The organism is Caballeronia sp. M23-90 (assembly GCF_053574605.1).
Map to the genome: position 1 here is coordinate 1 of NZ_JBSIPA010000147.1, position 13,358 is coordinate 13,358.

Annotated in this window: 12 protein-coding genes; 6 read left to right on the top strand and 6 right to left on the bottom strand. The window is 61.0% G+C overall.

Translation table 11 applies throughout. From position 1 onward, the window contains the following. The 6 genes from ACRXB1_RS16235 to dut all read left to right on the top strand — a co-directional run. On the top strand, positions 1-842 hold an 842-nt coding region (locus ACRXB1_RS16235), incomplete at its 5' end, for a bifunctional riboflavin kinase/FAD synthetase (protein WP_449492551.1). A gap of 147 nt (positions 843-989) precedes the next feature. Further along, complete coding sequence (gene ileS / locus ACRXB1_RS16240; protein WP_449492552.1) at positions 990-3,836, top strand: isoleucine--tRNA ligase; 2,847 nt, start codon at positions 990-992, stop codon at positions 3,834-3,836. Then, positions 3,836-4,336, top strand: a complete 501-nt coding sequence (gene lspA, locus ACRXB1_RS16245) for a signal peptidase II (RefSeq protein ID WP_449492553.1) — start codon at positions 3,836-3,838, stop codon at positions 4,334-4,336. The genes ileS and lspA overlap by 1 nt, the downstream gene beginning before the upstream one ends. A 32-nt stretch (positions 4,337-4,368) precedes the next feature. Beyond that, positions 4,369-5,586, top strand: a complete 1,218-nt coding sequence (gene coaBC, locus ACRXB1_RS16250) for a bifunctional phosphopantothenoylcysteine decarboxylase/phosphopantothenate--cysteine ligase CoaBC (RefSeq protein WP_062170480.1) — start codon at positions 4,369-4,371, stop codon at positions 5,584-5,586. A 14-nt stretch (positions 5,587-5,600) separates the two neighbouring features. Then, positions 5,601-6,614, top strand: coding sequence for an LLM class flavin-dependent oxidoreductase (locus tag ACRXB1_RS16255; protein ID WP_449492554.1), 1,014 nt, complete (start codon positions 5,601-5,603; stop codon positions 6,612-6,614). Further along, positions 6,611-7,057, top strand: a complete 447-nt coding sequence (gene dut, locus ACRXB1_RS16260; RefSeq protein ID WP_061998715.1) for a dUTP diphosphatase — start codon at positions 6,611-6,613, stop codon at positions 7,055-7,057. Before ACRXB1_RS16255 ends, dut begins: the two co-directional genes overlap by 4 nt. 21 nt (positions 7,058-7,078) lie before the next feature. On the opposite strand, the gene ACRXB1_RS16265 is transcribed toward dut, so the two are convergent. The 6 genes from ACRXB1_RS16265 to ACRXB1_RS16290 form a co-directional block, all read right to left on the bottom strand. Then, positions 7,079-8,362, bottom strand: coding sequence for a D-tagatose-bisphosphate aldolase, class II, non-catalytic subunit (locus tag ACRXB1_RS16265; RefSeq protein ID WP_449492555.1), 1,284 nt, complete (start codon positions 8,360-8,362; stop codon positions 7,079-7,081). Positions 8,363-8,366: 4 nt separating this feature from the next. Beyond that, a complete protein-coding gene (locus tag ACRXB1_RS16270) occupies positions 8,367-9,338 on the bottom strand; it encodes a tagatose kinase (protein WP_449492556.1) in 972 nt (323 codons plus the stop codon). Continuing rightward, complete coding sequence (locus ACRXB1_RS16275; RefSeq protein ID WP_061998712.1) at positions 9,331-10,323, bottom strand: ABC transporter permease; 993 nt, start codon at positions 10,321-10,323, stop codon at positions 9,331-9,333. The genes ACRXB1_RS16270 and ACRXB1_RS16275 overlap by 8 nt, the downstream gene beginning before the upstream one ends. Next, entirely contained in the window at positions 10,320-11,858 is a 1,539-nt protein-coding gene (locus ACRXB1_RS16280; protein ID WP_449492557.1) for a sugar ABC transporter ATP-binding protein, read from the bottom strand. The genes ACRXB1_RS16275 and ACRXB1_RS16280 overlap by 4 nt, the downstream gene beginning before the upstream one ends. Further along, positions 11,855-12,742 carry a substrate-binding domain-containing protein gene (locus ACRXB1_RS16285; protein WP_061998710.1) on the bottom strand — a complete coding sequence of 296 codons (888 nt, stop codon included), beginning with the start codon at positions 12,740-12,742 and terminating at the stop codon, positions 11,855-11,857. Before ACRXB1_RS16285 ends, ACRXB1_RS16280 begins: the two co-directional genes overlap by 4 nt. A 21-nt stretch (positions 12,743-12,763) precedes the next feature. After that, a partial coding sequence (locus tag ACRXB1_RS16290; protein ID WP_449492558.1) for a DeoR/GlpR family DNA-binding transcription regulator occupies positions 12,764-13,358 on the bottom strand: 595 nt, incomplete at its 5' end.

Sequence of the window (13,358 nt, forward strand, 5' to 3'; positions counted from 1 at the left end):
TGATCGTGAACGGGCTGCATGCGCGCTGGGTGATGATCGGCGACGATTTCCGCTACGGCGCCAGACGCGCCGGCGATTTCGAGTCGCTCGAAGCGGCGGGACACAAATACGGCTTCGAAGTCGAGCATTTCAACAAGACGTTTGCCGCGCAGTCGCCGGACAGGTTCGTCGAAGATGTGATCGTGAACGGGCTGCATGCGCGCTGGGTGATGATCGGCGACGATTTCCGCTACGGCGCCAGACGCGCCGGCGATTTCGAGTCGCTCGAAGCGGCGGGACACAAATACGGCTTCGAAGTCGAGCAGATGGCGACCGTCGCGGACCTGAACGGCGCGCGCATTTCAAGTTCGGGCGTGCGTGCATCGCTGGTTGCAGGCGACCTGGACGCCGCCCGGCTCGCGCTCGGACGCCCTTATGTCATCAGCGGACACGTGATCCATGGGCAAAAGCTCGGGCGCGATCTCGGTTTTCCCACGCTCAACGTCCCGATCGCGCACAAGCGGCCGGCGCTCGCGGGGATTTTTGCCGTGCGCGTGCATGGACTTGCGGCCGAGCCGCTGCCGGGCGTGGCGAGTCTCGGAATACGACCAACCGTCGATGATTCAGGCCGCGTCCTGCTCGAAACCTTCGTGCTCGACTGGCATGGCGACGCCTACGGCAAGCTCGTGCGGATCGAATTCCTGCAAAAGCTGCGGGATGAGGAAAAGTACGTGGACCTCGAAACCCTGACGGCGGCCATCGCCCGCGACGTGACAAACGCGCGCGCGTATTTCGCCGCCGACGTCAATTCAAGCGGCCGCGACAGCGGTTTCGCAACGTCGGCAACGGACCGAATTAGGTGAGCGCGTAGTGCCGGGACGCAAATCCCGACGCGCTGCCCGCTGCCTCGCTCATCACATCGCGGATACCTTTTCAAGCATTTCGAGCCCGTTCCCGGATGCCATCCAAGTCCGGAACCGCCGCTTCATCGAATCCATATCGAGTCATTCATGAGCAACAAGAAAGAAGCCAAGCCCCAGTCGAAATATCCGGTCAACCTGCTCGATACACCGTTTCCCATGCGTGGCGATTTGCCCAAGCGCGAGCCGCAATGGGTGAAGGAATGGCAGGACAACAAGATCTACGAGAAGATCCGCGCCGCCAGCAAAGGCCGCAAGAAGTTCATCCTGCATGACGGCCCGCCGTATGCGAATGGCGACATCCATCTTGGCCACGCGGTGAACAAGATCCTGAAGGACATGATCGTGAAGGCGCGCAACCTGGCGGGCTTCGACGCGGTTTATGTGCCAGGCTGGGATTGCCATGGCATGCCTATCGAAATCCAGATCGAGAAGCAGTTCGGCAAGTCCTTGCCGGCGCGCGAAGTGATGGAAAAGGCCCGCAAATATGCGAGCGAGCAGATCGAAAAGCAGAAGCTGGGTTTTCGTCGGCTGGGCATTCTCGGCGACTGGGACAAACCGTACAAGACCATGAACTTCGTCAACGAAGCGGGCGAAATCCGTGCGCTGGGGAAGATCGTCGAGAAGGGTTATGTGTATCGCGGGCTGAAGCCGGTGAACTGGTGTTTCGATTGCGGCTCGGCGCTGGCCGAAGCGGAAGTGGAATACAAGGACAAGACCGATCCGACCATCGACGTGATGTTCGCCTTCGCCGAGCCGGAAAAAACCGCGCAGGCTTTCGGACTCACCGAACTGCCGAAGGGTGGCAATGAGGCGGAAGGCGGCATCGTGATCTGGACCACGACGCCGTGGACGATTCCCGCCAACCAGGCGCTGAACGTGCATCCGGAGATCGTCTACAGCCTCGTCGATACCGAAAAGGGTCTGCTGATCCTGGCGGAAGAACGTGTCGAGGAGTGCCTCAAGCAATACGGCGTGACCGGCACGACCATCGCTACCACAACGGGCGAGAAGCTGAGCGGCCTGCGTTTTCACCATCCGCTGAGCGCGGCGCATCCGGGCTACAAGCGCACGGCGCCGGTGTTTCTCGGCGACTATGTGACGACGGAAAGCGGCACGGGGATCGTGCATTCGTCGCCGGCATATGGCGTGGAAGACTTTATCTCGTGCAAGGCACATGGCATGACGGACGCCGACTTCATCAACCCCGTGATGGGCGATGGGCGGTACATCGAGTCGTTGCCGCTCTTCGGCGGCCTGTCGATCTGGGAAGCGAACGACCAGATCATCGAAGCGCTGCGCGGCGCGCACTCGCTGCTCAAGACCCAGAAGTACACGCACAGCTACATGCACTGCTGGCGCCACAAGACGCCGATCATCTATCGGGCGACGTCGCAGTGGTTCGCGGGCATGGACGTGAAGCCGAACGACACCTCACGCACGCTGCGCGAGACCGCGCTGGAAGGCATCGAGAACACCGCGTTCTTCCCGGCCTGGGGCAAGCAGCGCCTGTACAGCATGATTGCGAACCGCCCGGACTGGACGCTTTCGCGTCAGCGCCAATGGGGCGTGCCGATGGCGTTCTTCGTGCACAAGGAAACGGGCGATCTGCATCCGCGCACGCTGGAACTGCTTGAGGAAGTGGCAAAGCGCGTGGAGGTAAGCGGCATCGAGGCATGGCAAACGCTCGATCCCCAGGAACTCCTCGGCGACGAAGCCAACATGTACGAAAAGAATCGCGACACGCTCGACGTCTGGTTCGATTCCGGCACGACGCATTGGCACGTGCTGCGCGGCTCGCACAAGGATTCGCTGCAGTTCCCGGCCGACTTGTATCTGGAAGGTTCGGACCAGCATCGCGGATGGTTCCATTCGTCGTTGCTGACGGCTTCCATGCTCGATGGCCGTCCGCCGTACAACGCGCTGTTGACCCACGGCTTCACCGTCGATGGCGAAGGCCGCAAGATGTCGAAGTCGCTCGGCAACGGCGTCGATCCGCATGAAGTGTCGAACCGGCTGGGCGCGGAAATCATCCGCTTGTGGATTGCATCGACGGATTATTCCGGCGAGCTCGCGATCTCGGAAGAGATCCTGAAACGCGTGACGGAGACCTATCGGCGGATTCGCAACACGCTGCGTTTTCTCTTGTCCAATCTCTCCGATTTCGACTTCGAGAAGGACGCGCGTCCGGTCGGAGAATGGCTCGAGATCGATAAATACGCCGTCGCGCTCGCACAGAACCTGCAAGACGATGTCCTCGCGCATTACGAGAAGTTCGAGTTCCATCCGGTGGTGTCGAAGCTCGCGACGTTCTGCTCGGAAGATCTCGGCGGGTTCTATCTGGATGTGCTGAAGGACCGGCTCTACACCATGAAGCCCGATTCGAGCGAACGCCGCGCGGCGCAGACGGTGCTGCATCACATCGCCCATGGTTTGCTGCGCCTGGTCGCGCCGTATCTGTCGTTCACGGCGGAAGAGGCGTACAAGGTCCTGCAACCCGGCCGCGATACGATCTTCACCGAGGTTTATCACGACTACCCGCAAGTACCGGATGCCGGTGAGCTGCTCGACAAGTGGACGCTGATCCGCTCGGCGCGCGGCGACGTCACCAAGGCGCTGGAAGAAGCGCGCACGGCCAACCTGATCGGTTCGTCGTTGCAGGCTGAAGTGGAAGTGCGGGCAAGCGGCGCGCGTTATCAGGCGCTGGCAAGTCTCGGCGACGACCTCAGTTTCGTGCTGATCACTTCGGCGGCGCAGGTCGTGGAAGTGGCGAGCGAAGCGGACGAAGGTGTCGATGTGATTGCATCGAAGTATCTGAAATGCGAGCGCTGCTGGCATTACACGGCGGACGTGGGGGCATCGGCGGAACATCCCGGCTTGTGCTTCCGGTGTATCAGCAACCTCTTCGGTGAAGGCGAAAAGCGGAGCGCAGCATAATGGCAAGAACGATGTCGAAACAAAGCAGTGGTTCCCTCGCGCCGTGGCTGGGTGTGTCGCTGATCGTGATTCTCTTCGATCAACTCTCGAAGATCGCTGTGGCGCGGGTGTTCAGCTACGCAGAACCCCACGCGCTTACGCCGTTCTTCAACCTGTTTCTTGTCTATAACAAGGGCGCGGCGTTCAGCTTCCTGGCTGCCGCCGGCGGATGGCAGCGCTGGGGTTTCACGGCGCTCGGCATGGTCGCGGCGATCGTGATCGTCTATTTACTCAAGCGCCACGGCACGCAGCGTTTGTTCTGCACGGCGCTCGCGCTGATCATGGGCGGCGCGCTTGGCAATGTGATCGATCGCGTGGCTTATGGGCACGTGATCGACTTCCTGGACTTCCACGTCAACGGATGGCACTGGCCGGCGTTCAATCTCGCCGACAGCGCGATCACCATTGGCGCGGTGCTGCTCGTATTCGACGAACTGCGGCGCGTGCGCGGAGCGAAGTAACCCGCCTTACGGCGAGCTTTTTGGAGGCAGCGTTGGACACGGCAGAACTCGCAGGAAAGCATCTGGTACTCGGCCTGTCGGGCGGTATCGCTTGCTACAAGATTGCTGAGCTCACGCGGCTGCTGGTGAAAGCCGGCGCGACGGTTCAGATCGTCATGACCGAAGCCGCCACGCAGTTCATCACGCCTGTCACCATGCAGGCGTTGTCCGGGCGTCCCGTCTACACGTCGCAATGGGACGCGCGGATTGCGAACAACATGGCGCATATCGATTTGTCGCGTGAAGCCGATGCAATCGTGATCGCGCCCGCGTCCACCGACTTTATCGCGAAGCTCGCGCATGGCAACTGCGACGACCTGCTCTCCACGTTGTGCGTGGCGCGCGATTGTCCGCTGCTCGTCGTCCCCGCAATGAACCGCCAGATGTGGCAGAACCCGGCGACGCAACGCAACGTCGCGCAACTGCGTGCCGATGGCGTGCAGGTGCTCGGTCCGGACTCCGGCGCACAAGCGTGCGGCGAGGTGGGCGATGGCCGGATGCTGGAACCCTCGGCTACGTTCGAAGCGATCTGCGCGTTCTTCCAGCCGAAGATCCTGCAAGGGCATCGCGTGTTGATCACGGCCGGCCCGACCTTCGAACCGCTCGATCCCGTGCGCGGCATTACCAATCGATCATCCGGCAAGATGGGTTTTGCATTGGCGCGTGCGGCGGCTCAGGCCGGGGCCGATGTGCATCTGGTCGCCGGTCCGGTTACGCTGGAAACGCCCTGGGGCGTGGATCGGGAAGATGTGCAGACCGCGCAGCAGATGCACGACGCCGTGCTGCACGCTTCAGCCGATGCGGACATCTTCATTGCGGTGGCGGCGGTCGCCGACTGGCGTGTCGATCATGTGAGCGAACACAAGATCAAGAAGGCCGCTGACCACGCCATGCCCACCTTCACGTTCATCGAAAATCCGGACATTCTCGCGACCGTCGCGCGTTTGCCGAATCCGCCGTATTGCGTTGGTTTTGCGGCGGAAAGCGGCGATCTCGAAGTGCATGGCGAAGAAAAACGCGCCCGCAAGAATGTGCCGCTTCTGATCGGCAATCTCGGGCCGCTGACGTTTGGTCTGGACGACAACGAGGTCGTGCTGTTCGAAGCATCGGGTATTACACGCCTGCCGCGCGCCGATAAAAAACTGTTGGCCCGTTTGCTCATCGCCGAAATTGCGAAGCGTGTGCCGCGCGGCGGATCGCTGCTGTCTTGACCGGATGGACCGCCATGCCAACCAGACTCTCCGTACTCGACCAAACACCGGTCATTCACGGCCACACCACCGCCGACGCCATCGCGGCCACGCTCGATCTGGCGCGCCTCGCCGATGACCTCGGCTACACGCGTTACTGGTGCGCGGAGCATCACGGTTTGCGGGGGGTATCGAATCCGTGTCCGGAGGTTTTGCTGGCGCGCATTGGCAGCATCACGCAGCAGATCCGCATTGGTTCGGGCGGCGTCATGCTGCCCTACTACAGCGCGTTCAAGGTGGCCGAGCAATTCCTGATGCTCGAAGCGCTGTTCCCGAACCGCGTGGACCTGGGCGTTGGACGCGCGCCCGGCGGCGATATGCGCACGGCGCAGGCGGTGGCCGCAGGCGACTACAATCGCGGCGATATTTTTCCGCAGCAGGTCGGCGAACTCGTTGGTTTGTTCGACGGCACCCTCCCCGACGATCATCTCGCGCACGGCGTTTTGCTGCAGCCTGAAATCGAAACGCGTCCTGAATTGTGGATGCTCGGTTCCAGCGACTTTGGCGGTTTGCTCGCAGCGCAACTGGGAATTCGCTTCGCGTTCGCGCATTTCATCAACGCACAATACGGGCATCGGGTGGCGGAGGCGTATCGCGAACGGTTTGTATCGCGTAATGGGTCGAAGCCTTATCTTGCCGCCGCCGTATTCGTGATTTGCGCCGATACCGAAACCGAAGCGGCCGCGCTCGAACGCGCCGTGGATCTGCGCCGCGTGCAAATGGCTTATGGGCTGAACATGCCGATTCCATCCATTGCGCAAGGGGCGAACCAGGCGTTCGGCGAGCGCGAACTGAACGTCATTGCGCGCGAAAAGAATCGCAGCATCATCGGTACGCCGGAACGCGTGACCGAACAATTGCATGAACTCCAGCAACGTTTCGATGCCGACGAACTGATCGTGCTGACGGTGGCGGGAAGTTATCAGGCGCGTCTGCGCTCGTATGAACTGCTGGCTGAAGCGTTCGAACTCAACAAACAGAACTCATGAAACTCGACATCAAGATCCTCGATGCGCGCATGCGCGATTACTTGCCCGCCTACGCCACGTCGGGAAGCGCCGGACTCGATCTGCGCGCGTGCCTGGACGCACCCATCACGCTCGAGCCGGGTCAGACCACGCTCGTGCCCACGGGCCTCGCAATTCATATCGAAGATCCGGGTTATGCGGCGCTGATTTTGCCGCGCTCCGGCCTGGGTCACAAACACGGCGTGGTGCTCGGGAATCTGGTCGGCTTGATCGACTCGGACTATCAGGGGCAACTGATGATCTCGACATGGAATCGCGGCGATACGGCGTTTACGCTGAACCCGCTTGAACGCCTTGCGCAACTGGTGATCGTGCCGGTGGTCCAGGCAACGTTCAATATTGTCGATGACTTCGCCCAGAGCGAGCGCGGCGCCGGTGGTTTCGGCAGCACGGGCAAGCACTGAGCTTCGGCCAACTAAAAAGCGCTACGCGCGGCACGCCGCCGCGTAAGTCCTGATCACCTGCCGCACGCGATCCTGGACTAGCGCGAGCGGCTCGTTCTTCAACTGACCGCGCCGCACTGCCCAATATTGATCCGGCAAGAACTGGCTGAGCAGGTTCTCCGGAATCTTGAAGGCGCCCAGGTTATCCAGCAGCTTTTGCGCGGCTTTGGTGATCTCCGAATCAGCCCAGTAATAACGCACACGATCGCTGTAACTGTACGTGCGCAACACGCGCTGCTGTTCGGCATCGCCGTGATAATACTTTTCCCAGTTGCCTGGCTTGTCGAGCATCACACGCTCGACGACTGAGCGCAGATTCGAGCGCTTGTCCGCGGGGACCAACTGCGTTTCGATGTCCGCCAGCGCGTAAAGCGCCTCGCGCAACGCGAAGGTCACGCCCGGACCAACCTTGAGAATGCGGAAGCCATCACGGACCAATGCCGTCAACGCTTCGGAGGTTTGGTAATCGGTGGAATGCGCCTCGAAAACCATGCCGGAAAGATCGTCCAGCGCGCTCTTCAACGACTCTGCACGCGACGGCACATAGTCGATCACCTTCGTGTGATCGAATTCCACGCCCGGCTGCACGACCAGCGCGATCACGCGCGGCCACGTGTCCTCTACGCCCTGCTCTTCCCACGCCTTCTTGTGGACCGCAGCCGTTTCAATTGCGGCTGCGCGCGATGTCGGTTCAACGATCTCAAGTTCTTCGGCCGCGCCGCCGGGCACCGGCACTTCCGTGCCGATCACATACACCGGGCTTACGCTGAGACTCGCGCGCTTTACGGCCGCTTCGGCCACCGCGCACAAACGCGCGGCGCGCGAGGCCACAACTGCGTCCGACAAACGCTCGGGATCATCGGCGCAAGCCATGCTGGTATCGAGGTGAATCTTCGTGAATCCCGCCGATGCATACGCATCGATCAACGCATCGGCGCGTTTCATGGCTTCTTCAGCCGGCAAATGACGCCATGCGTTCGGTCCGAGATGATCGCCGCCGAGAATCAGATGCTCATGCGGGAAGCCGACACGCTCTGCAATCGAGCGCACGAACTCCACGAAATCGGCGGGCTTCATGCCCGTGTAGCCGCCGTACTGGTCGACCTGATTCGATGTCGATTCAATCAGCAACGGCGTGCCGTCTTCCAGCGCCTGCCGCATGGCCGCTTCCAGCACCCACGGATGCGCGGAACAAATCGAATAGATGCCGGCAAGCCATGCCGAAGCGGGATGCGCATTGCTCAAGCGCGAGACGATCGAATTCATGACATTACTCCGTGGCTGTTTTAAAAAACGCGTCGAGCTCGGCGAAGGTCGCTGTGCCTTCCATCGGGCCTTTCACGCCGACCGCCCGCGCCCCGCTTGCGCTCGCATATTTGAGCGCCGCCTCCACGTCCATGCCTTGGGCGCGGCAACTGATGTACGTCGCGCCGAAGCAATCGCCCGCGCCCGTCGGATCGAGTTCTTCGACTTTGAACGCCGGGCGATGCGTCTCGCCGTTGGCATCGAAGAAACTGCAGCCTTCCGCACCGCGCTTCACCACCACTTCCTTCACGCCGCGCTTGAGCAGCTCGTCGATCGCCCCACGCTCCGACGTTGCGCTCGCGAGCAACGTCACTTCATGACCGCTTGGCAGGAAGACGTCGGTGTAATCGAGGATGAAGTCGAGCGCATCGCGCATTTCCGGAATCCGCAGCATTTCCTTGCGGATGTTCGGATCGAAACTCACCGTGCCGCCGTTCTTCTTCACCGTTTCGATAGCCTGCTTCATGGCTTCGATGATCCTGAACGAGAACAGTGACGACCCCATCACGTGGAAGTTGCCGCAGTTGGCGAGCAGGTCTTCGCGCAAGTTCGCCACCGACAACTGCGCCGACGCACTGTTCGTGATGTTGTAGATGAAATCGCGATCGCCGTCTTCGCGGTACGTCACGAACGCGCTGCCCGTGGTCGCGTCTTTAAGCACGGCGATGCCGGAAACGTCCACCCCGTCGGTCCGTAGGCGTTCGACGTTGAGCACGCCGAAGTCGTCGTCGCCCACGCAACCAATCATGGCGCAGGGGCTGCCGAGCTTCGCCACCTGATCGATAAAGATCGCCGGCGCGCCGCTGGCAAAAGGGCCGATCAGCGTGCCCGGTTCGCTGAAACGCTGGCCGATCTTCGTGGCCATGATCTCGACCAGGATCTCGCCCATCGCGACGATGGTGCCGGCCTTCGAGGGAACACCGTTTGAATTAGGCATGACGTTTCTTCGTTTGAACATCGATACACACCGCGACCAGAATCACGATGCCTTTCACGATGAGTTGATAGAAATAGGGAACGCTCAACAGGTTCATGCCGTTGTTGATGACGCCGATGATCAGCGCGCCGATCAGCGTTCCGGTGATCGTTCCATAACCGCCCGAGAGACTCGTGCCGCCGAGCACGGCTGCGGCAATGGCATCGAGTTCATAACCAATACCCGCGTTCGGCTGCGCCGAGTAAAGCCGCGATGTCATCAGCACGCCGCCAATGCTCGCAAGCAGACCCGAGATCATGAAGATCATGATCCGCAGACGGTTCACATCGATACCCGAATACAGCGCCGCCTCGCGATTGCCGCCTGCCAGGTACGCCTTGCGTCCGAACACGGTACGCGAGAGCACGAAGTGATTCAACAGCAGCAATACCGCGAGAATCCAGATGGGCAGCGGAATGCCGAGCACCGCGCCGTTGCCTAGGAAAGCGAAGGCGTCGTTGTCGATGGAAATCGGCACACCGTTCGACGTCAGATACGCGAAACCGCGAAACACACCCATGGTGGCGACGGTGACAATGAACGACGGAATCGTGAGCAACGCCGAAAGCGAGCCGTTGATGGCCCCGAGAACGAGCCCGGTGCCCATGGCGGCGAGCACGGCAAGGAACGGCGATGCACCATGCTCCAGCGCGAACGCACAGACGGTACCGACCAGCGCCATCGTCGCACCGACCGACAAGTCGATATCGCCGAGCAGCAGCACGTAGGTCATGCCGAAGCCGAGTATCGCGATGATGGACACCTGCATCACGACATTCAGCAGATTATTCACGGACATGAAGTTGGGCGACAGCGCCCAGAAAAATCCGCACAAGACGATCAGCCCGACGACAATGCCGCCGTAATGCCTGAGCGCGCGATTGAACGCGCCGCTTGCGTGCGAACGGCGCGGTGCTGCGCCGCCGCTGAGTTGGCTCGGGTTCATGCTGTTGTGGCTCCTGTTGCGTACGACATGACTTCTTCCTGCGTCGGACCTTGAGCGTTGAACTCATGGACGATGCGTTTTTCGCGCATCACGACGAGCCGGTCGCTCATGGCAAGTGCTTCCGGCAATTCCGATGAAACGAGGATGATCGCGGTCCCGCTTGCGGCGAGCTCGCGAATCACGCGATAGATTTCGAACTTCGCGCCGACATCGACGCCGCGCGTGGGTTCATCGAGGATCAGGACTTTCGGTTTGCGCGCCAGCCATTTCGAGAACACGACTTTCTGCTGGTTGCCGCCACTCAAGTTTCCAACGGCCTGGAATGGTCCCGATGCGCGGATGTTCATGCGCGCGATGGCGTTCGCGGTTTCTTCGCGTTCGAAGCGGCGGTTCAGGATGCCGAAGCGCGAACCGTGTTCCTCGAAACTCGCCATCGTCACGTTGTTGGCTATGGAGTGCATCAGCACGAGACCCTCGTGCTTGCGGTCTTCAGTGACGAACGCAATGCCTTCGCGAATGGCGTGGGCCGGATTGCGCAACTTCAAACGCTTGCCGCTCATCGTGATCTCGCCGCTCGGCCGGCCGATGCCGAACAGCGCCTTCATCACATCCGATCTCCCCGCGCCGATCAAGCCGAAGAAACCGAGGATCTCGCCCGCGTGGATCTCGAAGCTGATGTTCTCGAACTGGCCAGGCAGCGTCAGGTTGCCGACCTTCAGCAACGGCAACGATGGCCGCACATAAGGCGTTTCCCGTCGTGGATAAACATCGCTCATTTCGCGGCCGACCATCATCGCGATCAATGCGCCAATGGTCGTCTGATCCTTCTGCAACGTCGCGATGTAACGGCCGTCGCGCATCACCGAGATGTCATCGGAGATGCGCATGATCTCGTCCATGCGGTGCGAGATATAGACGACCGCCGCGCCCTTCGCCGTCAGCTTCGTGACGATATGAAACAGGATCTCCGCTTCACGATCGCTCAGCGACGACGTGGGTTCGTCCATGATCACGAGCGATGCGTCGCGGCTCAGCGCCTTCGCGATTTCCACGAGCTGACGCTGCGCCATCGACAGGCGTGACACGGGTGCGGTTGCCTCGATATCGATACCGAGGTCATCGAGCAGGACCTGGGCTTGAGCATACAAGCGCTTGAAATCGACCACGCCAAAACGCCGTGGCTCGTGCCCCGCGAACATGTTTTCGGCAACGCTCAGATTCTTCGCGAGACTCAGTTCCTGATAGATGATCGCAATGCCCGCCTTCTGCGATTCGCCGGGCGTAGCGAACGTAACAGGTGCGTCATTCATCAGGATCTCGCCACGCGTGGGCGCGTGAACGCCCGCGAGAATCTTCATCAGCGTCGACTTGCCCGCGCCGTTCTCACCGAGCAGCGTATGCACGCGGCCCGGCAAGATGGCGAGGGACACGTCCTTGATCGCCTCGACCGGACCGAACGATTTCGCGATGCCGCGCAGCTCGAGCAACGGCGTGGGAAACCGCACGGCATCGCGAGGTTTCAAGACGGTATTCATTTCACCGACGCGTTCAGATACTGCCCGGGCGTAACCGGCTGCAGCTTCGGCACCGCTTGCTTGGCCGCGACCTTGACGGCCGTGTCCACTGCGAGCGCACCCATCTTGTCCGGATACTGACGGATCACGCCAACGAAGTTCGGGTTCTTATCGACCGCTGCGCGCGCTTCCGGCATGCCGTCGAAGCCGATCACCTTCACCTTGTTTCCCGCCGATTTCCCTGCGACCGCTGCAGCCATTGCAGCGTCATCGCCAAAACCGAAGATGCCAGCGAGATCGGGGTTCGCCTGCAACATGTTCTGCGCCGCGCTCAATGCATCGGCACGCGTGATGCCCGGCTGGATTGCGACGATCTTCACGTCCGGGCATGCGGCGAGCGCTTTCTTGAAGCCCGTCACGCGGTCGATCACGGACTGGATCGTCGGGTAATCGATCACGCCGACCTTGCCCTTGCCGCCCAGCACCTTGCACATCAGCGCGCCGGCTTGCAAGCCGCCGGCGTAGTTATCGGTCGCGATATGCGATGCAACCTCGACGCCTGCCGCGCTGATATCGACGGTGATGACTGGAATGCCGGCCTTCTCGGCCGTCAGCACGGCGGCTTTCACGCCCTTCGAATCGACCGGCGAGATCACGATCACATCGACCTTCTTCGTGACGAAATCCTGCACGTCGGCGATCTGCTTGCTCAGATCCTGGTTTGCAATTGCAATATCGATTTGCGCGTGATCCTTCGCGGCTTCCGCTTTCATTGCGTTGGCGAGTTCGACGTAGAACGGATGCTGTTGCGTAAGCAGCGATGCGCCAATCTTCACATCGGCGGCGTGGGCGGCGGTTGCAGCGACAGCGGTGACAAGAACGGCCAGGACGGAACGACGAAACATGAACGTGTCTCCAGATATTGTTTAGGGTTGCTGATTACGAAATTCGAGAATCCCTTCTTCCCGCCGGTTCACATCGAGTCCGGCCTTGAGAATCAGATCGAGCGTGGGCGGGTCGATGGCGTCATCGAGGACCAGTCCGCCCAGGCGGCTTACGTGACAAAACATCTTGCCCTCACCTTGCAGCGCGGGCTGATACGCAACAACGACAATCCGTTTCGCGTTCTTCAACGCCGCCTTGTACACGTCGGCAAGACGCGGATCGGCGCACAGCAGATTGCCTTCGCGATCAAAACCCATCGCTTCGAGCACTACCAGATCCAGCGACAAAGCCGACAACGATCGCTCCGCGTCAGGACCGAGCAGCACGGTGGAATCGTCATCGAGCGAGCCGCCGGAAAGCCGCAGCTCGCAACGCACGAAACGCTGGACGGTCGGCACCATTGAAATGTCGTTGAGCGTCAGCGCCAGGTTCGAGCGGTCGGCAAGCAAGGGCAAGAGCTTGTGCGTGATGACTCCGGCGCCGATAAACACAGACGCGTGGTCATCGATGAAATCCGCCGCCAGCCTTGCGATCGCCATATCGGCGGCCTGCCGGGTCGCGCTCGCCGGCACCGCA

Bases quoted from the DNA above. Each gene is read 5' to 3' on its own strand.
- ileS (WP_449492552.1), top strand. From the start codon at position 990: ATGAGCAACAAGAAAGAAGCCAAGCCCCAGTCGAAATATCCGGTCAAC.
- lspA (WP_449492553.1), top strand. From the start codon at position 3,836: ATGGCAAGAACGATGTCGAAACAAAGCAGTGGTTCCCTCGCGCCGTGG.
- ACRXB1_RS16255 (WP_449492554.1), top strand. From the start codon at position 5,601: ATGCCAACCAGACTCTCCGTACTCGACCAAACACCGGTCATTCACGGC.
- dut (WP_061998715.1), top strand. From the start codon at position 6,611: ATGAAACTCGACATCAAGATCCTCGATGCGCGCATGCGCGATTACTTG.
- ACRXB1_RS16265 (WP_449492555.1), bottom strand. From the start codon at position 8,362: ATGAATTCGATCGTCTCGCGCTTGAGCAATGCGCATCCCGCTTCGGCA.
- ACRXB1_RS16270 (WP_449492556.1), bottom strand. From the start codon at position 9,338: ATGCCTAATTCAAACGGTGTTCCCTCGAAGGCCGGCACCATCGTCGCG.
- ACRXB1_RS16275 (WP_061998712.1), bottom strand. From the start codon at position 10,323: ATGAACCCGAGCCAACTCAGCGGCGGCGCAGCACCGCGCCGTTCGCAC.
- ACRXB1_RS16280 (WP_449492557.1), bottom strand. From the start codon at position 11,858: ATGAATACCGTCTTGAAACCTCGCGATGCCGTGCGGTTTCCCACGCCG.
- ACRXB1_RS16285 (WP_061998710.1), bottom strand. From the start codon at position 12,742: ATGTTTCGTCGTTCCGTCCTGGCCGTTCTTGTCACCGCTGTCGCTGCA.